Here is a 22,227-nt window from a genome sequence, read left to right on the forward strand (position 1 = left end):
TCTTTGGGCGCTGCTTTGGGTTTGGCTGAAAGGTTGCGATCGGGGGTGGAGGGGTTGGCGCTTCCGCATCCTGACTCCGCTGTGTCGAAAGTGGTTACTGCGAGCTTTGGTGTTGCTGGTTGTGTTCCGCGGGTAGAGGATCGTCTAGAGTTGTTTGTTGATATGGCGGATAAGGCGCTTTATCGCGCTAAGGGGTTAGGGCGTAACGCAGTTGTTTCGGCTGGTTAGTCTGCTTATTTTTTGTTGCGTAGTAATGTTTTAATTTGGCTGAGTACGGTGTCTGGGGTGATTGTGCTCATGCACTCGTACTTTCCGTTGCAGGTCGGGTTGCCTAAGCAGGGGGAGCAGTTTAGGTCAAGGTGCAGTATTTTGCTTGTTTCTAGGCCTGTATGTGAGTATGGGTGGGTTGGTCCAAATAGTGCTAGTGTCGGGGTTTGGTAGGCGTGCCCTAGATGTGTCAGTCCTGTGTCTATTCCAATAATTAGTTTTGCGTGATCGATAATTATTGCTGCTTCAGCTGTTGAGCATTTCCCTGTTAGGTCAGCGGCCCCTCCGTGCCTCTCGAGATCTGCGGTAAGCTTGGTTTGTTGCCCTTCCCCCAGGATTACTGCTCGCAAGTGGTGTCTTCCTCGAATTCTAAGGCATATTTGTTGCCAGTAGCTTTTGGGCCAGCGATTTTCCCTCTCTGTTGTTTGTGGGCAAATAACTATGTATTTGTCGTTAAGGCTAAGGTTTTTGTTGTTCAGGGCTTTCTCTGCCGTATCTATGGCTTCTGCTGTTGTGTGGGGTTGCATTGGCCACGTGTTGTCTGAAAATCCAAGCTGGTTGGCAAGGTAGCGGTATTCCGAGCCGATCTGCGTAGTGTCTCCGAGATTTCTGGATATGGTCTTTGTCATGAGCCAGTTGCTTCCCTCTCTGGAGCCCAGCCCTATTTTGTGTTTCGCGTTGCTTAGGTTTGCTGCGAGGCCGCTTTTAAGAATCCCTTGCAGGTCTAGTGCGTATTCGTAAGGTTTGCAGCGTAGCTCGGCTTTGAATTGTGATAGCTCTTGAAGGAGGCGCCTTGGGTTCAGTTGTTTTAGTGATTCCTTCCATTTTGCGTAATTGGCGACAACCACCTTATCGATGCAGGGATTGTCATTAAGTAGTTCTTTGCAGGATTGTGTTGTGACCCAAGTGATCCATGCGTCGGGGTGCTGCTGCTTTATGGCGCTGGCAAGTGGTGATGCCATGATGGAGTCACCTATGGAGCCGAGATGAATGATGGCAAAGTTCTTTTTTGCGCTGGCTTGTTTCATGTGCAGGGGTCTGTTTGGTCGGTTCTCTAGTTTAGCATGCTGGGGCGAGTTGGGCGCTTGCTTGGCGGGGTAATAAAAAAAGACAAATTAAATGTTGACTCATTTTTTTTCGAGTGTATTATACGCCTCCTCGCTTAGGGACACCAAGCGAACTGTTCTTTAAAAAAGTGGAAAAGAAGTTGTAACAATTGCAACATTAAGTAATAAATTGAGAATACTCAAGTAATGCTTATCCGGTGCAATCGTTGCTAAATGCATTCAAATATAGATACAGCTAACACTGTTAGTTTGGCGCCTTTAGTGTGACTGTCGTTTACGACAATTGTGTTAAAGAGCTGAGTTGATGGTGAAGTTAAGTCGTAAAGTCTTAATCCTTGAGAGCTTTATGATACGGATCTGATTAATCAGTCATCTGTGTTATATGGTCAAGTGATTAAGCGCACATGGTGGATGCCTTGGCAGTTAGAGGCGATGAAAGACGTAGGAGCCTGCGATAAGGCTAGGGGAGCTGGCACACAAGCTTTGATCCTAGCATTTCTGAATGGGGAAACCCACTGAGCTTGCTCAGTATCGTGCACTGAATACATAGGTGTACGAGGCGAACCCGGGGAACTGAAACATCTAAGTACCCGGAGGAAAAGAAATCAACCGAGATTCCCTAAGTAGCGGCGAGCGAAAGGGGAGCAGCCGATGATTTAAGAGGTAGTGGAACAGTCTGGAAAGTCTGGCGATACAGGGTGATAGCCCCGTACACGAAATCTCTTAAGTCACATATTAAGTAGGACGGGACACGTGTTATCTTGTCTGAAGATGGGGGGACCATCCTCCAAGGCTAAATACTCCTAACTGACCGATAGTGAACCAGTACCGTGAGGGAAAGGCGAAAAGAACCCCGGAGAGGGGAGTGAAATAGATCCTGAAACCGTGTGCGTACAAGCAGTTGGAGCTCTTCGGAGTGACAGCGTACCTTTTGTATAATGGGTCAGCGACTTATTGTATGTGGCCAGGTTAACCGCTTAGGGGAGCCGTAGGGAAACCGAGTCTTAATAGGGCGTCCAGTCGCATGCAATAGACCCGAAACCCGGCGATCTATCCATGGGCAGGTTGAAGGTTAGGTAACACTGACTGGAGGACCGAACCCACTAACGTTGAAAAGTTAGGGGATGACCTGTGGATCGGAGTGAAAGGCTAATCAAGCCGGGAGATAGCTGGTTCTCCCCGAAAACTATTTAGGTAGTGCGTCATGTCTCACCCACGGGGGTAGAGCACTGTTTGGGCTAGGGGGTCATCCCGACTTACCAACCCCATGCAAACTCCGAATACCGTGGAGTGCAATCATGGCAGACAGACTGCGGGTGCTAACGTCCGTAGTCAAGAGGGCAACAACCCAGACCGCCAGCTAAGGTCCCAAATATCAGTTAAGTGGGAAACGATGTGGGAAGGCTTAGACAGCTAGGAGGTTGGCTTAGAAGCAGCCACCCTTTAAAGAAAGCGTAATAGCTCACTAGTCGAGTCGGCCTGCGCGGAAGATTTAACGGGGCTCAAACTGATAACCGAAGCTGCGGATACTTTCGAGTATGGTAGGGGAGCGTTCTGTAAGCCTGTGAAGGTGAACTGAGAAGTTTGCTGGAGGTATCAGAAGTGCGAATGCTGACATGAGTAACGATAAGGGGAGTGAAAAACTTCCCCGCCGGAAGATCAAGGTTTCCTGTCCAACGCTAATCGGGACAGGGTTAGTCGGCCCCTAAGGCGAGGCAGAAATGCGTAGTCGATGGGAAGCGCGTTAATATTCGTGCACCGACTGTTGCTGCGATGGAGGGACGGAGTAGGCTAGGCGAGCACGGCGTTGGTTGTCCGTGTTTAAGCTTGTAGGCTGGTGACTTAGGTAAATCCGGGTCGCTAAGGCTGAGAGGTGATGACGAGTCCTCTTTTGGACGAAGTCGTTGATGCCATGCTTCCAAGAAAATCTTCTAAGCTTCAGGTAACAGTTGACCGTACTGTAAACCGACACAGGTGATCAGGTAGAGAATACCAAGGCGCTTGAGAGAACTCGGGTGAAGGAACTAGGCAAAATAGTACCGTAACTTCGGGAGAAGGTACGCCGGTTTTGGTGATGGGACTTGCTCCCTAAGCTGAGACTGGTCGAAGTGACCAGGTGGCTGCGACTGTTTATTAAAAACATAGCACTCTGCAAACACGAAAGTGGACGTATAGGGTGTGACGCCTGCCCGGTGCCGGAAGGTTAATTGATGGGGTTAGCTTCGGCGAAGCTCTTGATCGAAGCCCCGGTAAACGGCGGCCGTAACTATAACGGTCCTAAGGTAGCGAAATTCCTTGTCGGGTAAGTTCCGACCTGCACGAATGGCGTAACGATGGCCACGCTGTCTCCACCCGAGACTCAGTGAAATTGAAATCGCAGTTAAGATGCTGTGTACCCGCGGCTAGACGGAAAGACCCCGTGAACCTTTACTACAGCTTTGCACTGAACTTTGAGCCTACTTGTGTAGGATAGCTGGGAGGCTTTGAAACTTAGACGCTAGTTTGAGTGGAGCCAATCTTGAAATACCAGCCTGGTATGTTTGAGGTTCTAACCTAGACCCCTTATCGGGGTTGGGGACAGTGTATGGTGGGTAGTTTGACTGGGGCGGTCTCCTCCCAAAGAGTAACGGAGGAGTACGAAGGTGCGCTCAGCATGGTCGGAAATCATGCATTGAGTATAATGGCAAAAGCGCGCTTGACTGCGAGACTGACACGTCGAGCAGGTACGAAAGTAGGTCATAGTGATCCGGTGGTTCTGTATGGAAGGGCCATCGCTCAACGGATAAAAGGTACTCCGGGGATAACAGGCTGATACCGCCCAAGAGTTCACATCGACGGCGGTGTTTGGCACCTCGATGTCGGCTCATCACATCCTGGGGCTGAAGCCGGTCCCAAGGGTATGGCTGTTCGCCATTTAAAGTGGTACGCGAGCTGGGTTTAGAACGTCGTGAGACAGTTCGGTCCCTATCTGCCGTGGGCGTTGGAAAGTTGAGAAGAGTTGCTCCTAGTACGAGAGGACCGGAGTGAACGAACCACTGGTGTTCGGGTTGTCATGCCAATGGCATTGCCCGGTAGCTATGTTCGGACGGGATAACCGCTGAAAGCATCTAAGCGGGAAGCCTCCTTCAAGATTAGCTTTCCCTGGGGCTTGACCCCCTAAAGGGCCGTTGAAGACTACGACGTTGATAGGTCGGGTGTGGAAGCGCTGTGAGGCGTTGAGCTAACCGATACTAATTGCCCGTGAGGCTTGACCATATAACAGAGATTGCTGGTTAATAATCAAGTAATCGTGTTGTACAAGCACAAGAAGTAAGACTGATGACGAAAGCTTACGAAAAGTAAGTGAAAGACAATTAACGTTTAGTGTATCTATATAGCACTAGCATGATTGCAAAAGGATAAGTACACCGACGCAAAGCGACGGGCGAGTACCTCAACCTTACTTAATGAATAACGCAAACAACTTCTGATCCACACCTTATTTGTACTGGGATTACTGTCAATAATCCCCAATTAGCAGCCTCAAAAGTTAAACAGCGTAAGCTGACTAACGAGCGCTACGGTAGAAGGTCGCCGAAAAAGACACAAAGTGCATACAGCTTTGCCTGACGACAATAGAGCATTGGAACCACCTGATCCCATCCCGAACTCAGCAGTGAAACGATGCATCGCCGATGGTAGTGTGGGGGTTCCCATGTGAGAGTAGGTCATCGTCAGGCTTCTAATATCAAAAGCCCGTTTAGGTTATCCTAAGCGGGCTTTTTTGTGATCGGTTATAAATATTGAAACTGTTGAGCCCTTCTTAAAATGCACTTTATTATTTATGTTTGCTCTCATTAATTATCTGTTTTTGTCTTAATGATGCTCTTGTATAAATAACTATATCGCCGGTATAAGTAGTGGTTTTAGAGTTGACTGTTTTGTGTTTGTTTAGCGTGAAGCTATAAAGCAAGCGGTAAAAGAGGCGTTAACTCTCAACTCGATACTTTTGTAATAAATCATTTATTTCAAGTTCTTATTAAGCGCAATTTAAAATACCCACACCTCTGAAGGGGCTTGATACAAGGTTCAAAGCGATATTCGTCTAGCTTTAGCATTCCTGTTTTTACTTGTAATACGTATTAAGGAATTCTTTTTTACTTGTCTTATATGGTTTAATTTTCAGCTTGTTCTATGGCCAATTTTATCATTGGAATAAATTTGAGCTTGTATTGGAGCTAAGAGGCGAGATATAGCTTTCATCTCATATTTCTAGGTTTCTAGCTTGAAAGTAAGTGATTTCATGTCTCGTATGCTTAATGTCTTTAGCGTAACCAGCAAAAGACATTAGTAGCGTAAGAATCTTCAATTTTGGCTCATGCTTCTCTCAAAGCTAAATATTAACGTGTTAATGCATATTGTTGAGTAGGTGGTTGCTTAATAAAACTTTTGCGCTGTCGTATGGAGCAGTGACTTCCTAGTAAATGGATGTATACGGTTACATTTAAGCTTTCCGCTTCGCTTATCTATTGTTCTTTACGGTTGAGCAGATAAGCCTAACACAGCCGTCCTTAAAGTGTAGATACTTATAAGGCTTTGGTAATGATAGCTTCTGATCATGCAGTTTAAACAACGTATCTTACTAATAAATAAGCATTAATTAAGCTATGTGGCGCACTGGATTTGGTAGCGTTAGCTTCATACCTGCTGAATAGGTGTGCTTGCTGGTAGCGCTAGCATTAGTGCGCCACAGATTGCCGTGCGAAAAGTGTTTTAATGTTGTAACCGTATACATTGGGTTTGGGGCTATTGTTTATCTATTAGCTCCTCGTATTAGGTGCCAGACTTTTCAAAAAAATTGTCAAAAATATTTTTTAGCGAAAGTCGTGATAATCATTTTTATTGTGGGTTACCAAATAATGTCGCTATTGTTTGTTATGTGCTGACTTGGTGTTGGGATAGGAGAAGGGTAATTGATCTTGGTGTCATTTTCTTTTCTCGCGGGTCCGCTTTGATTGTAATTAAAAAAATACTTATAAAACAAAGTGATAGCGTGGATTCGATGTCGCGCCTATTGCTGTAGCCTCAAAGAATGTTAGATTAAAGGCCATTTTGCTGGAGTTTAACTTGGTGATGGCAAGGTGAAATTGAAATAAAAAAGAGTTTAGAATCAGTCATCCTAAATAGTTATTAGAGCTATAAAAAGAAAATCAAGGTTCTTAATCTGTTAAGTTTTAATAAACAAGTTACGTTTTGTCTTTACAGGTTTTCAGCTTGAAGAGGCTTGAAATATCTAGCTAAATTAGTTTGCAGTTGGTTGCACTTTAAAAATTATTGTAATAGTGTATGCAGTCAGGAAGAATAATAAAGATAAATGGCAGCGCTAACAATGATGAGTTTGGCGTCAACCCCGAAATCGTACACACAGAACATTCTTTTGGTTGTATATAAAAATTCTCTAACACAGCGGTTTGATTGCAGCTTCGCCAATTGGTCGGGCGGCTGCTGTGTGGGGTTTAACTAAAATAAAAAGCCTAAGTGCTGAGGAGAAATACTATGGGAGCTAATTCCGGCTTGTTTAACAGAAAGACACTTGCAGCAGCGGTTTCGACTTGCTTGCTTGCTAGTGTAGGCGCAGAAGTTGTTGCGCAAGAGCAGCAGATGGAAGAGGTTGTAGTTACTGGTATTAGAGCTAGTTTACAACGTTCTATGGATGTTAAGCGTGATTCGTCTGGTGTTGTTGATGTGATCACGGCAGAAGATATTGGTAAGTTCCCTGATACGAACTTAGCTGAATCTATGCAGCGTATATCAGGTGTTTCTATTAGTCGAGAAGGCGGTGAAGGCTCTCGAGTTACCGTGCGTGGTTTAGGGGCAGAATATAACCTGGTAACGCATAACGGTCGAACAGTGGCGCGCACAACCGGTGATCGGAGTTTTAACTTCGCTGAAATCGCGGCTGAGTTAATCGCAGGTGTGGCTGTATCGAAAACAGCTAGTGCTGATACGGACAGTGGTGGTATGGGTGCTACGATAGATATGCGCAGCATTAGGCCGTTGGCTGTAGGCGAGCAAAAAGCCGTTGTTAGCGGAAAGTACATAACTGACAGTTCTTGGGCTGGTGGGAACACACCAGAAATATTCGCTTTATATTCAAATACATTTGCAGATGACACGATAGGTGTGTCTGTTGCGTTTGACTATCAGGAGCGTGAGAGTTCGCTGGCAAGAGCTATGCTAGATAATGGGTGGAAGACGTTTACTGAAAATAACGCTCAAAATGATACGCACCCTAATGTAGGTATATACAGCAAGCCACAAAGTGCTCGTTATAAATTTGAACAGGATAAGCGCGAAAGGTTTAATGGCCAATTAGTTGTGCAGTGGGCTCCAACAGATTCGATTGAGGCGACATTGGATTACGACACTTATGAGCGCTCAATTTATTCTGATCGCAATGAGGTTTCCGCTTGGTTTACATACCCAGAAAATTCAGATATTGCCACTCCTATTCAAGGGCTGTGGACAGCATCTAATGGTGTTGCTACTCCACTTCTATACTCTGAGACTTATTACTCTCCTAATATCGCTGACAATCTCAACGGTAATCCTAATGATCTTTCTATGGCCGGAGGTCACTACGCACATAAGTTCACAGGTGATACTTTAGGGGTAAATGTAAAGTGGGCGGTTAGCGACGCGTTGAATCTAGAGTTTGACTATGCGACTTCAGAAGCTAGTGATACTCCAGACCATGAGCTAGGCTCAGATGTGAATTTATCTACTGCAGCATTTACTCGCACGAGTACAACTATAGATACCACAGGGGAAATCTTCAGTGTAATTAACGGTGGTGGTGATGCTACTGCTAATCAAATGCGAGTGACTGGTTCAGTTTTCCAAAATAATGCAAATGACTCAAATGTTGATCAGTTTAAATTCAAAGGTAATTTTGAGTTAAACGAGGAAAGCACAATTGATTTTGGTGTGCGATCTACAGAGGTAACTAACCGGCGTCGAAGCGTAACCGTACAGCAAAACGGATGGGGTGGCCTTGGCGTAGCGGGTGAGATGACGGCTGCATTTGAAGGCACTGACGCTTACGTCCGCGATCGTTTTGATGGGGCGTTTTCTACGTTTGCTGACGCGTCATTCCTGCCGGCCAATGGAAGACTTAAGGACGGAACCGATTTAACATCCGCTACCCCAATGAATCACTTTTTCGATTGGGATTTGGAGACTGTTCAGCAGCTAGCAAGAGAAAACTATGACGTAAGTAACGAGACAGTGGGGGATTGTCCAGATGGTACATCTTCAGTATTCTGCTCCACAAAGGATTATAGTCTCGGTTCTGACAATCAAACAACGGAGACTACCAATGCTATATATGTTCAGTATACTTATCAGCTAGAAGACCTTGAGGCACGAGTTGGAGTTCGCCATGAGGCAACGGATGTTGAGTCAACTGGCTTAAATGTTCTTTACACCGGAGCAAACTGGGGGGCTGATACTGAAATTTCTTTTACTGGTCGCACTCAGAGTTACGTGACATATAAAGCCGATTATTCTAATACCTTACCTAATATAGATATTAGCTATAATGCAACAGAGGATCTGGTTTTACGGTCTTCATGGAGCAAATCGATAGCTCGTGCTGCGTATGACGAGATAGGCGCGGATGTCTCTGTAGGTGGAAACTTTGGACGTCAAGTTGGCTATGCAACTGGCAGTCAAGGTAACCCAAGTTTGGTGCCTTACGAATCCAACAATTTGGATGTGTCTATCGAGTGGTATTACAGTGATTCTAGTTACTTTGCAGCATCTGGTTTTAGTAAGAAAATAAGTAACTTTATAGCTGACGAAACTGTAATTTTGAATGGCCGCTACGCTGATGAGATGCCGGAAATTCATGATCCATTTGCCGGTACTTATACTCAAGCAGCAGTTGCAGCGCTTGGTAGTTCTGCTACGGGTCAAGAGCTTAGAACCTACATTTTTGACAATTTCGACGGTGAGCCTGGAGTAACTCGAGATACCTCTGCTGGGGCGTCAACTTTTGCGGGTGATATTATTGGTCAGCAAGCTGATCCATTGGTTGAGTTTAGAATGGATACACCATCGAACTCTGGTGATGATAGGGAGCTTCAGGGCTTAGAGCTTGCTTTACAGCATATGTTTGGTGAGACCGGCTTCGGTATGCAGGCTAACTATACGATGGTTAACTCTGACCTAGATTACGATACCTCTCGACCTAGTACTAATCAGCGTCCATTATTGGGTGTTAGTGATAGTGCTAACTTGGTTGGCTTTTACGACTTGAACGGCTGGAATGTTCGTATGTCTTATAACTGGAGAGATCAGTACTTATCAGCATATACCGATAGTGGTAATCAGAGTCCAATTTTTGTGGATGCGTATTTCCAGCTTGATTTAGGTATTAGCTACGAAGTGACTGATAACTTGAAGGTATCATTAGACGGCATTAATATTACTGAAAATGCAATTACTTATTCTGCTCGTAATAGTGATCAGAAATTCCAGCATGACGAGTACGGCGGTCGCTGGATGCTAGGTGCTAGCTACTCTTTCTAATTTGGTTTAGAGTAACTTTTAAGTCAAGGCCGCTGCTTGCAGTGGCCTTTTTTGTTTCTGGCATAGAAAAATAATAAGGTGGTGTAAGACGTGAGTCATGTATTAGTAAACCCTGCAGAGCATAAAAAACTTCGTGTTTCTACTAAATATTCGGCAGAAGGTGGGGATAATATTCATTTTGCTGTGACTTTCCCGCGTGAATTGGTAAGGGTAAGGAATATCTATCCTATCTTCGTACAAAAAGATGCCAATACAGGTAAGTTCTTTCTTTCTGCCCTGCTCGGTTTTCAAGAGGGGGAGAATTTATTTTTGTCGGACGATGGTTGGGATGCTGATTATGTGCCTATTAGCGTGCAGAGACAGCCGTTTCTTATAGGTAAAGGCGAAGTGCAGGGGGCAAAAGTAGTTGTAGCCGATTCCGCCAATGCTAAATTTGGCTCTGAGGAGGGGGAGCTTCTTTTTGATGATGACGGCGCTGCTACGCAATTTTTGAATGATATAGCAGCAATGCTTGAGGAAATGGATTTTGGTGTTCAAGAGACGGATCAGTTTATCCAGCTTTTGCTCTCGTTAGATTTGTTGGAAAATATGACCTTAAATATTACTTTTAACGAGCATAAAAAATACAGCTTACCTAATTTGTATACTGTTAGTGAAGATGCGTTACGAGCTTTGGAGGACGAAAAACTCATTAAGTTGTATAGATCCGGAGCGCTCGATTTTATTTATTCTATTTTGTTTTCTCAGCCGAATGTGAGTTCGTTAATAAAGTTAAAAAAATTACAAGATCAGCTTTAGAGTCACAGGGGTTTCGAGGTCGATATGGCAATTACGGGTAAACCTGTTAAGGAATTAGAAGGCATTACACCAGCTTCTATTAATGAAAATATTCTTAGCTCTCCAATTCCATTGGTGCTTCGCGGATATGCCGAAGACTGGCCTGCGGTTAAAGTTTCCGGCCAATCCTCGGCTGCTGCTTTATCCTATATTGAAGAGCGCTATGCACGGGTTCCTGTAACAACCTGTCTGCTGCCCGCAAAAGAAAGGGGGCGTATCTTCTACAATGAAGCGATGAATGGCTTCAATTTTTCTGCGAACTTAGAGTCGTTTCATACGTTTATCAAAATGTTGCTGAACGAAGTGGATAGCCCTAATCCTCGTGGGGTGTATATGCCCTCTACTGATGCTGATAAGTGGTTCCCTGGTGTAGTCGGTGAAAATAATGCAGGCTTAGATGGACTTGATCCGATAAAGCTTATTTGGATCGGCAATAAAACACAGGTTGCCGCGCACTACGACTTTACGAGTAATTTAGCTTGCTGCTTGTGCGGCCGTCGAAAATTCACATTATTTCCGCCTGAGCAAATTACTAATCTATACCCTGGCCCGCTAGAGTTTGCTCCTGGAGGGCAAGAAATTAGTCTTGTTGATTTTCAACAGCCAGATTTTCGTCGATTCCCTCGTTTTAAAAATGCAATGGAATTCGCGCAAACGGTTATTTTATCTCCCGGCGATGCACTTTTTTTACCCAGTATGTGGTGGCATCACGTCGAGGGACTTGATGCGGTGAATGTCTTGTACACTCACTGGTGGAGAGAGTCACCAGCGTACTACGGTAGACCCTCTAATGCTTTATTACATACTTTGTTAGGGCTGAGTGGTCTTTCAAGTAACCAGCGAAAAGCTTGGAGGTCTATCTTTGATTACTATGTTTTTAATGACGAAGAAAGCGAGTCTCCTGCAAGTGCTTTGGGCTTTTTTAAGGGCGCGATAAATGAAGAGCAGGCAAAACAATTGAAGCAGCTGTTAACAGATCGTTTGAAGAAGTAGGGGACGAAATTATGCATGGAGTAAAAAAAATAGTAATTGCAGGTGGCGGAACTGCGGGATGGATGTGCGCGGCTGCTCTTTCAAAGCTACTTGGTAAAAATCTAGATATTACCCTTGTTGAGTCTGACGAGATTGGTACGGTTGGCGTTGGTGAAGCGACTATTCCGACATTACATATATTTCATGAGCTGCTTGGTATTAATGAGCGCGAATTTATGAGCGCCACCAATGCAACGATAAAATTGGGTATATCCTTCGAAAATTGGAAAGACTTAAAAGAAGATTACCTGCATTCATTCGGCTTTTTAGGTACAGATTGTTGGGCAGCTCAGTTTCATCATTTTTGGCTCAAAGCGAATCAGCTTGGCATGGCACAACCTATAGGGGATTATTGTGTGGAACACCTCGCGACTCGTGTAGGTAGGTTTGGCGTACACCCTAATCAAGAGCGAAATCATGCGTATCATTTGGATGCTAGTTTATATGCTAAGTTTTTAAAAGGGATAGCAGATAAATTTGGGGTCAAGCGGAGAGAGGGGAAGATTGTTGATGTCAAAGTTGGAGCTAAAGATGGAAATATTCAATCCCTTAGCTTGGATTCTGGAGAAGTAATTGAAGGCGATTTATTTATAGATTGCACTGGCTTTCGAGGATTATTAATTGAGGATGCCTTACACACGGGCTACGACGATTGGTCTCATTGGTTGCCTTGTGATAGAGCGATAGCTGTTCAAACGACGGCAAAAAAAAGCCCAGCCTTGTATACGCGCTCGATAGCTCATGATGCTGGATGGCAGTGGCAAATTCCTTTGCAATCAAGGATGGGTAATGGAATGGTCTTCTGTAGTAAGTATTGGACAGATGAGCAAGCGTTAGCGGTTCTGAAAGAAAATTTAACCGGCGAGTGTTTAAATGAACCGAGGGTTATACCGTTCCGCACCGGAACGCGTAGGTTGCATTGGAATAAAAATTGTGTGGCGTTAGGATTGGCATCTGGATTTATAGAGCCATTGGAGTCGACAAGTATTCACTTGATCCAAAGGAGCATAGTTAAGCTTATGCTTTTGTTTCCTAAGGATGAGATTAAGCAAGCTGATAGGGATGAATTTAACCGACAAACGCGGGAAGAGCTGGAGCACATACGTGACTTTATAGTCTTGCACTATCGTGTTACAGACCGTACGGATACACCCTTTTGGCGCCATTGTAAGCAAATGGCAATACCTGATACCTTGCAACATCGGTTATCTTTGTTCGATGAAACTGGTCGGTTGTATAAGTACGATAAAGATTTATTTGGTGAGGCTTCGTGGGTGCAAGTAATGCTCGGCCAGGGGGTTTCCCCAAAATCCTATCACCCAATTGTTGATCTTATGGGAAGAGATGAGTTAAACCGATTTATGTCTTCTAACCTGACTAGTGTTCAACAAAGTGTTGACGCTTTTCCTCTGTACTCGGACTTCTTAAAAAAGTATTGCCCATACAAAGATGAAGGTTTAGATTTAAGAAAAAAAAACACTATAGAAAGTGTTAAGTTTTCATTTAATAAAGAAAGCTTGCCTGTAATAACTCCGATGGGCTTAAATTCTACACCTATTGTTTTATTAGATAGCGTGACTAATGACGGTGGTGCAGCATTAAGACAAATTGCTAAAACCTTAGATTTCGAGTTCGATACTAATACGATGTATCCTGGTGTGCGGGCGCAGTTGCCACGAGAATATGTATTAGGCGTTTTGGATAAAATGGATGGGGCTATAAGGCAAACTTATAAAATACCACCAACTCTAAAAACTAATGTAGTACAGGCTAGCTTCTCATTATTGACGCAAGAAGAAAAATCTCTCACGCCGTTTCAAAAAGTTCCTCATTTTGACAGCACTAACCCATATTTTTTCGCTATTTTACACTACCTTTCCACGGGTGATCATGGCGGTACTGGTTTTTTTCGGCATGAGCCCACAAACTTGGAAAGTATTGATGTCGAGACTAAAGCACTTTATATGAATGCCATAAATCAGTCTGCTAAATCTACTGGCTTTGGTTCGGAGGGGTATATAAAAGCTGCAAACGATGAGTTCGATTTATATCATCAGGTGGATTATCGCACAGATAGACTGGTTAGTTACCCAGGTAGTCTTCTACATTCAACAGTCGTTAAACCGGAATTGGATATTGGTTGGGATGTCGATACAGGAAGGTTAACGGCCAATATATTTATTGTGTATGAGTAGGTTTCTGCGCTTATTCTCGACCTAATAATTGTTGGTTCTTATTTGTGAGCACTAGGTGAAATGATGATCAAAAAAATAGTGGTGTTAGGTGGAGGCTCTGCTGGCTGGCTTACTGCCGCGATATTGGCCGCAGAATTTCAAGGGAATGAAGATTCAATGGTATCGATCTCTGTCATTGAGTCACCGGATGTGAAAACAATAGGAGTTGGTGAGGGTACTTGGCCCACAATGAAAGCCACTCTCCAAAGAATTGGTATATCTGAAACAGAGTTTATTAATAGCTGTAGCGCGTCTTTTAAGCAAGGTTCGAAGTTTGTTGGTTGGAAGACTGGTGTACCTGAAGACTCGTATCATCATCCTTTCACTTTGCCTGTAGGAATGGGGAAAGTGAATTTATATGCCGTTTGGCAAGACGAGACGGTTGCTCGACGGTCCTTTTCGTCAACTTTCTCTGCGCAACCCGTTGTAGCTGATCGTGGGCTAGGGCCAAAGCTTCACACTATGCCTGAATACGCTGGAGTATTTAATTACGGTTATCACTTGGATGCAGGAAAATTTTCCGAGCTACTTAAAAATCACTGCGTAAAAAAATTGAATGTTCGACATGTTTCTGATCATGTTGTTGAAGTGAATTGTGCTGAAGATGGATATATAGAATCGCTAGGTACTAGAGCATCAGGGGATGTTCAAGGTGATTTCTTTATTGATTGTAGTGGTACTTCAGGTTTACTTATTGGTAACTATTACGAAATAAAGTTAATCGATAAGAAAAAAAATTCGTTTAACGACTCGGCTATTACAGCTCATGTCCCATATTTTGATGAGTGTAATGATATTGGCTCGACGACAGTCGCTACGGCTCAATCTGCAGGGTGGGTCTGGGATATCGCACTATCTTCGAGGCGAGGGTGCGGATATGTTTATTCAAGTTCGCATATCACCGACGATGAAGCTGAGAACGAGTTTCGGGCTTATTTAGCAAGTTCCATTGGTGATAAAAATGCATCTCAGTTGGCTACAGGAAGAATTAATTTTTGTGCGGGATACAGAGAAAAGTTTTTTCATAAAAACTGTGTGGCAATAGGGATGTCAGCTGGGTTTATCGAACCATTAGAGGCATCGGCATTAGCGCTTGTCGAATTATCCGCAAATATGATCAGAGATGAGATGCCGTTCTGTAAAAAAAGCCTGCAAGAAGTAGAAAAGCGGTTTAACCGTGTGTTTGCTTACCGGTGGGAACGAATTATCGATTTTCTTAAATTGCACTATGTGTTTTCGGAGCGCAAAGGTTCTGACTATTGGGCAGATGCTGCAAGCGCAGATTCAATTCCTGATAGTTTAAAGTATCTGTTATCTGTTTGGCAGTTTCGTCCTCCTAACGTTTATGACTTTATGCAAGGAGAAGAGTTGTTTCCTGTGGCCAGTTATCAATATATTTTGTATGGGATGGGGTTTGAGATGGCCCCAAACGCCGTCGCTAGAGAGTCTGATAACGTCGCGTTAGGAAGACGGTTACTTAAAGAGCAGGAGGGGGCTTTAGATAAGTATTTAACCAATTTACCAACAAATCGCCAGCTGCTCGATAATATCTTAAAGTTCGGTATGCAAAAGCTTTGAAGTTAGTAAGGGATTGGCACGGAGAGCTGTTTAAGGCTGCTATCTCTAGAGCAAAGTTATGCGTTAGAATAGCCGCCGCACCTCAATTCTTTTAGTTACGCGCTTGGTTCTCTATGTCCTCTCAATTCGTCCACCTCCGTGTCCGCACAGAATTCTCCCTTGTCGATAGTATTATCCGGGTAAAGCCGCTTGTGGCGCGGGCTGCGCAGGCGCAGATGCCTGCAATTGCGGTGACGGATTTCCACAATTTCTTTGGCTTGGTTAAGTTCTACAAAGCGGCTCAAGGGGCGGGGGTTAAGCCTATTTGCGGTTGTGATTTTCGCATGGAGCCGTTGGACGAAGAGAGCAACCCAGCTATTTTTACGCTACTTGCGATGAACCCCGAGGGTTATCGCAATATTACCGAGCTTATTTCACTCAGTTACCAAAAGGGCCAGAAACACGGTGAGCCCTATATTAAGTTTGAGTGGTTGGAGAAGTTTTCGGCGGGTGTTATTGCGTTGTCTGGTGGGCGTGTTGGCGAGGTTGGTCAGGCGCTTGTGGGTAATCGGCAGGTGGATGCAGAGGCAGCGCTGCAGCGTTGGATAGATGTATACCCCAATCGCTTTTATATTGAATTACAGCGCACGGGGCGCGAAAACGAAGAGCGTTATTTGCACAAAGCTATGGCGTTGGCCGAAAAGTATCAATTGCCGGTAGTAGCAACTAACGATGTGCGATTTTTAGATCAAGATTTATTCGATGTGCACGAAGCGCGCGTATGTATTGGTGAAGGGCGCGCATTGGATGACCCTCGTCGAGAGCGCAAATACACTGATCAACAATACTTAAAAACTGCAGAAGAAATGCAGGAGTTGTTTAGTGATATTCCCGAAGCCATTGAAAACACCGTAGAAATTGCCAAGCGCTGCTCAATTGAAATTCAATTGGGCACGTACTTCCTGCCTGAATACCCCATTCCTGAAGGGATGACCGAGAACTCCTTTTTCGAAAAGATATCTTACGAAGGTTTGGAGCGGCGTTTAAAAACTATTCTAAAAGAAGACGATCCGGATTACGCGACGAAAAAACAGCCGTATTTAAACCGCTTGAAATTTGAGCTAGATATTATTATTCAGATGGGGTTCCCCGGGTACTTCCTCATCGTGATGGACTTTATCCAATGGGCCAAGGATCACAATATTCCTGTAGGGCCCGGTCGTGGTTCGGGTGCGGGTTCACTTGTGGCCTATGTGTTGGATATTACCGACTTAGACCCGCTGCAATATGATTTGCTATTCGAGCGATTCCTCAACCCAGAGCGGGTATCCATGCCGGATTTCGACGTGGATTTCTGTATGGAGAAACGCGACCAAGTAATCAGCTATGTGGCGGATAACTACGGGCGCGATGCGGTATCGCAAATTATTACCTTCGGTACCATGGCGGCGAAGGCTGTGGTGCGCGACGTTGCTCGTGTTCAAGGTAAATCCTACGGCTTGGCGGACAAGCTTTCTAAGATGATTCCGCCAGACCCAGGTATGACCCTTACCAAAGCCTTCGAGCAAGAGGAGCCGTTGCGAGAATTTTTGGCAATGGACGGTGATGGCCAAGAAATTTGGGATATGGCCCTTAAGCTAGAAGGTATAACCCGCAACGTAGGTAAGCACGCCGGTGGTGTTGTTATTGCGCCTACGCGTCTTGTGGATTTTGCGCCGCTGTATTGTGATGAGAGTGGATCGGGCCTTGTTACCCAGTTTGATAAAAACGACGTGGAGGAGGCGGGCCTCGTTAAGTTTGACTTTCTGGGTTTGCGTACACTTACTATCATCGATTGGGCAGTAAAAATGATCGATGCCCAGCGCACCAAGCTGGGTGACCCACCGTTAGATATTTCCGCAATTCCGCTGGATGACGCTAAAACATTTGCCCTGCTGAAGCGCGCAGAAACCACCGCGGTGTTCCAGCTGGAATCGCGCGGCATGAAAGACCTTATTACGCGTTTAAAACCCGATACACTCGAAGAAATGATCGCATTGGTTGCGCTTTTCCGGCCTGGGCCGCTGCAGTCGGGCATGGTTGATGACTTTATTAACCGTAAACATGGGCGGGCGCAGGTAGCCTACCCAGATGCGAAATATCAGCATGAATGCCTACAGCCTATTCTAGAGCCCACCTATGGGGTAATTGTTTACCAAGAACAGGTAATGCAAATTGCGCAGGAGCTGGCAGGTTATTCGCTCGGTGGCGCAGATTTGCTTCGCCGTGCAATGGGTAAGAAAAAACCCGAAGAAATGGCGAAGCAGCGCTCTACATTCCAAGACGGCGCAGCGTCTAAAGGTATCGACCCAGAACTTGCCATCAAAATTTTCGACTTGGTGGAAAAGTTCGCAGGTTACGGTTTTAACAAATCTCACTCCGCAGCTTATGCGTTAGTTTCTTACCAAACCGCTTGGTTGAAGGCGCATTTTCCTGCGCACTTTATGGCTGCCACCATGTCTTCGGATATGGATAAAACTGATAAGGTTGTAACCTTTATCGAAGAATGCCGCAATATGAAACTCAACCTATTGCCGCCGGATGTAAACCGCGGCGAGTTTCAATTTACGGTGGATGACGACAATAACGTCATATACGGTTTGGGTGCCATTAAAGGCTTAGGAGAAGGGCCCGTTGAGGCCATTATTGCGGCCCGTAAAGATGGTGGCGACTTTAAAGATTTGTTCGATTTTTGTGCGCGAGTGGATAGCAAGAAAATCAACAAACGCGCCCTAGAAGCGCTAGTGCGCAGTGGTGCGTTGGATAACCTCGGGCCTGGCATAGACGTTGATTACGACCGCGCCGTAATGGCGGCGGCAGTACCCGAAGCAGTGAAAGCCGCTGAGCAGAGTGCAGCCAATGCCAACGCGGGTATGAGCGACCTATTTGGTGAGGTTGTACCTGTAGCCAGTGAGCGTGGTGATGCTTATTCCGAGTTTACTCATGTGCGCCGCTGGAGTTTAAAAGAGCGTTTAAATGGTGAGCGCGATACCTTGGGCTTGTACCTCACGGGTCACCCCATTGATGAATACGACGAAGAGCTTAAGCACCTTGTTTCTAATCGCATAGTGAATTTAAAGCCAGATAGAGCCAAGCAAAAGGTTGCAGGTTTGGTAGTGGCGTTTCGGGTAATGAAAACCAAGCGCGGCGATAAAATGGCCTTTGTTACTTTGGATGATCGCACCGGACGCCTAGAAACAGCGGTATTTGCCGATACCTATAACGAATATAAAGACAAGTTAATTAAAGACGCGCTGCTAGTGATTGAGGGCCAAGTAAGTAACGATGATTACAGTGGCGGCCTTAAAATGCGCGCCGATTCCGTAATTGATATGAGCGAAGCGCGCGAGCAGAATGTAGCCGGTATTAAAGTGCATTGGCACATAGAAAAACTACCTAAAAATTACTCTAACCAGTTTAGAGATACGCTGCAACAATATAGCGATGGCGGTTGCCCTGTAACTATTATTTACCATAAGTCTGCAAGCTCGGTCGAGCTTAAGTTGGGGGACGATTGGCGGGTTCGCCCGAGCGAAGAACTATTAGTGAATCTGCGTGGTCAGTACGGTAACGATGCCGTGGAATTGCTGTATAAAACCAGTAGTCCTTCCTACTAAAACGGTGTTATTTAACATTAATTTAGCTGGGCAATAGGCGCAAAAAAACATACTTACCTTTTAGCCTTGGTGTGGTGGTGGTAAACTTGCGCACTATTTTTCGAAAGTTGGTCAAAATACACTCATTCTCCGCCTAATTACGGAGTGTGGAACAAGGTTTAAAAACATGAATCTTAATTATCTCGATTTCGAACAGCCTATTGCCGATCTAGAAGGCAAAATCGAAGAGCTACAGTTGGTCGGCTCGGGAAATGCGCTTAATCTTTCCGATGAGTTGGAGCGTTTACGCCAAAAAAGCGCTAAACAAACTGAGAGCATCTACTCTAATTTGACCCCGTGGCAAATTGTTCAGGTAGCACGTCACCCCCAGCGGCCGTACAGCTCCGATTACATATCCCGTATGTTTGAAGATTGGGATGAGCTGCACGGCGATCGCCACTTTGGTGACGACAAAGCCATTATTGGTGGCGTAGGCCGTATAGATGGTAAGCCAGTAATGGTTATTGGCGAAGAAAAGGGCCGCAGTGTTAAAGATAAGGTTTACCGTAACTTCGGTATGCCAAAACCTGAAGGTTACCGTAAAGCCTTGCGCTTAATGGAAATGGCCGAGCGCTTTAAAATGCCTGTGCTTACTCTTATAGACACCCCTGGGGCCTACCCTGGTATCGACTCAGAAGAGCGTGGCATTAGTGAGTCTATTGCACAAAACTTGGCGGTAATGTCTCGTTTGCGCACGCCAATTATTTGTACTGTAATTGGTGAAGGTTCTTCCGGTGGCGCCTTGGCTATTGGCGTTGGCGATCAGCTAAACATGCTACAATATTCCACCTACTTCGTTATCTCGCCAGAAGGTTGTGCCAATATTATTTGGAAAACCGTCGAAAAAGCGCCCTTGGCGGCAGAAGCTATGGGGGTAACCTCGAGTGTGCTGGCTGACTTAGGTATAGTAGACGAAACAATCCCTGAGCCTTTGGGCGGTGCGCACCGCGATATAGACGCCATGGCGCTTAAGCTTAAAGAGCGATTAGTTAGTCAGTTAGATCGCTTGCAAGCGGTGCCTATTGAAGAGCTACTTGATACTCGCTACCAGCGCTTAATGAGCTACGGTAACAGCGCAGTTTAATCCCCCCGTATTAGTAGGCACTGCCGCGTGGCAGTGCCGCTTTCCTTTTTTCTTATTAAATTCGCCTATCTTTGCTGGTCTGCCTGCTATCGTCTCAATTTTTACTATACTCGTTGATATTTGATTCAATATTAAGCGGTGTTCACAATGGGAAATATGAGTATACGGCGCCAAATTCTGGCGCTGGGTATAGGGAGCATGCTGGCCGTAGGCTTGGTGGCAATGGTTGCGTTTATTATGCTCAACCGCCAGGTCGAACACTACCAGCACCTTTTGGATGAGCAATACGCTGTAGCGCTGGAGGCTGATAAAACAGTCTTGGCGTTCAAGCGGCAGGTGCAAGAGTGGAAAAACGTGTTGTTACGTGGCCATGACGCATCCAATTTAAATAAATACTGGGGGCGCTTTGAGGAGCATCAGCGCGATATTCAATCATCTGCAATCGCTATAGCCAACAGTGATGTGCCGCCGCAAGCTAGAGCCAAAATACAAGCATTTCAGGCTGAGCACAAAGCTATTTTCTCCAAATACCAAGCGGGCAAGCAGGCATTTATCTCTTCTGGGTATGATCATAAGGCCGGTGACCGTGCAGTAAGTGGAATAGATCGGCAGCCGACGAAAGACCTCGAAGAAGCCTCAGAAATAATTACCGCTGCGGCAAACGATAAAGCCAAACAGCTAGCGGCAACCACCAAAAAAGTGTTTTTTACTGCTGGGGCAGCGTTAGTTTCAATGATGATCTTGGTTGCCTTGGCAGCAGCCTATATTGGCAGTAATAAAATAGCTAAGCCAATTTCCGAGATGGTCAGGCACTTAGATTTACTTGTGCGAGGCAATTTTTCTTCGCGGGTAGATTATTGGGGCCAAGATGAAATGGGCCGAATGGCAGATGGTATTCGCACTTTGCAAGCAAAGCTGCAAGGCTCTACGGATAAGCTAAGTGCGGTAACCAACTCATTACATGCAGCCAGTGAATCCATGGAGGGGGTGGCAAAAAGTATTCAAACGGGCACGACCAGCCAATACTCACGCACCGAGCATTCAGCCTCCGCAATGACTGAGCTTTCCTGCACTGCGAAGGAGGTAGCCAAACACGCTTCTGATGCGAAACGCCTCTCCGATCAAGCCGATGAGGCCGCGGTGGACGGTGAGAAAGTGATGAATGAAGCCATCTCCACTATGCACCAAATGAAAGACCAAATTGCTAATACTGCCGGCGTAATAATGAGCTTGGAAGAAGATACCAGCGAAGTAGGGAAAGTGCTGGATGTTATTCGCGGCATTGCAGAGCAAACTAACCTACTGGCTTTAAATGCGGCGATTGAAGCTGCACGCGCGGGCGAGCAGGGGCGCGGTTTTGCGGTGGTTGCTGATGAAGTGCGCACTCTCGCGCAGCGCACGCAAGAGTCCACAGCGGAAATTCATCAAATGATAGTAAACGTGCAGTCGGGTGCTCACGGTGCTGTATCGGCCATTGAGGCGGGTGGCGCACAATCGGAAGATACTATGGAAAAACTGACGAAAGCGGGCGCGAAATTACAAGACATTCGCCACTGTATCGATCAGATGACGGGGGTAAATCAGCTTATTGCTTCCGCTGCGCAGGAGCAAGCGCATGTGTCGGAGGATATTACGCAGGCGATCACAGACATTGCCAATATCGCCAATGATTCTGCCAAGCAAGCCGGCGAGGTTTCTGCTATGACTGCCACTATGCGCAAATCATGTGACGAGCTTCAGTTAGTCGTGGCAGAACTTAAATCTTAATTGTTAAAAAAGTGTGTGAATTTGCCTAGTTTACACGCTTAGATTGACGGTTTACCTAGTGCGTGCCGCATAAGCGCACTAGGCCCCTCTCACATCTCGGCTAACTCACGTATAAT

The 22,227-nt window shown here is 45.4% G+C and carries 10 protein-coding genes and 2 rRNA genes (1 of these 12 running past the window's edge); 11 read left to right on the forward strand and 1 reads right to left on the reverse strand.

From position 1 onward, the window contains the following. Positions 1–228, forward strand: partial view of a GGDEF domain-containing protein gene (locus tag SDE_RS21185; protein ID WP_143710852.1) — the final stretch only. The gene continues 933 nt to the left of window position 1, outside the view; only the last 228 of its 1,161 coding nucleotides appear in the window; its start codon lies beyond the left edge, outside the window; its stop codon occupies positions 226–228. Positions 229–233: 5 nt separating this feature from the next. Here SDE_RS21185 and SDE_RS05775 read toward each other — a convergent pair whose 3' ends face one another. Beyond that, positions 234–1,295: a glycosyltransferase family 9 protein gene (locus SDE_RS05775; RefSeq protein ID WP_011467582.1), complete on the reverse strand. Its 1,062-nt coding sequence runs from the start codon at positions 1,293–1,295 to the stop codon at positions 234–236. Positions 1,296–1,718: 423 nt separating this feature from the next. On the opposite strand from SDE_RS05775, the gene SDE_RS05780 reads away from it, so the two are divergent. The 10 genes from SDE_RS05780 to SDE_RS05825 all read left to right on the forward strand — a co-directional run bounded on the left by SDE_RS05780 (position 1,719) and on the right by SDE_RS05825 (position 22,111). Further along, a 23S ribosomal RNA gene (locus SDE_RS05780) occupies positions 1,719–4,589 on the forward strand. Positions 4,590–4,938: 349 nt separating this feature from the next. Continuing rightward, a 5S ribosomal RNA gene (gene rrf, locus SDE_RS05785) occupies positions 4,939–5,053 on the forward strand. Between the two features lie 1,816 nt (positions 5,054–6,869). Then, positions 6,870–9,905: a TonB-dependent receptor gene (locus SDE_RS05790; protein WP_011467583.1), complete on the forward strand. Its 3,036-nt coding sequence runs from the start codon at positions 6,870–6,872 to the stop codon at positions 9,903–9,905. Positions 9,906–9,995: 90 nt separating this feature from the next. Next, positions 9,996–10,703 (forward strand): SapC family protein, encoded by a 708-nt coding sequence (locus SDE_RS05795; RefSeq protein ID WP_011467584.1) that lies wholly within the window; start codon positions 9,996–9,998, stop codon positions 10,701–10,703. Between the two features lie 24 nt (positions 10,704–10,727). Next, on the forward strand, positions 10,728–11,735 hold the full coding sequence (locus SDE_RS05800; RefSeq protein WP_011467585.1) for a cupin-like domain-containing protein: 1,008 nt from the start codon (positions 10,728–10,730) through the stop codon (positions 11,733–11,735). Positions 11,736–11,746: 11 nt separating this feature from the next. Then, on the forward strand, positions 11,747–13,969 hold the full coding sequence (locus SDE_RS05805) for a DUF6445 family protein (RefSeq protein WP_011467586.1): 2,223 nt from the start codon (positions 11,747–11,749) through the stop codon (positions 13,967–13,969). A gap of 63 nt (positions 13,970–14,032) precedes the next feature. After that, entirely contained in the window at positions 14,033–15,586 is a 1,554-nt protein-coding gene (locus SDE_RS05810; protein WP_011467587.1) for a tryptophan halogenase family protein, read from the forward strand. Between the two features lie 113 nt (positions 15,587–15,699). Next, positions 15,700–19,221: a DNA polymerase III subunit alpha gene (gene dnaE / locus SDE_RS05815; RefSeq protein WP_011467588.1), complete on the forward strand. Its 3,522-nt coding sequence runs from the start codon at positions 15,700–15,702 to the stop codon at positions 19,219–19,221. 166 nt (positions 19,222–19,387) lie between these two features. After that, on the forward strand, positions 19,388–20,344 hold the full coding sequence (locus SDE_RS05820; RefSeq protein WP_011467589.1) for an acetyl-CoA carboxylase carboxyltransferase subunit alpha: 957 nt from the start codon (positions 19,388–19,390) through the stop codon (positions 20,342–20,344). Positions 20,345–20,500: 156 nt separating this feature from the next. After that, positions 20,501–22,111: a methyl-accepting chemotaxis protein gene (locus SDE_RS05825; protein WP_158303858.1), complete on the forward strand. Its 1,611-nt coding sequence runs from the start codon at positions 20,501–20,503 to the stop codon at positions 22,109–22,111. The last annotated feature ends 116 nt before the right edge of the window (positions 22,112–22,227 follow it).

It is taken from the genome of Saccharophagus degradans 2-40 (assembly GCF_000013665.1).
Lineage (GTDB): Bacteria > Pseudomonadota > Gammaproteobacteria > Pseudomonadales > Cellvibrionaceae > Saccharophagus > Saccharophagus degradans.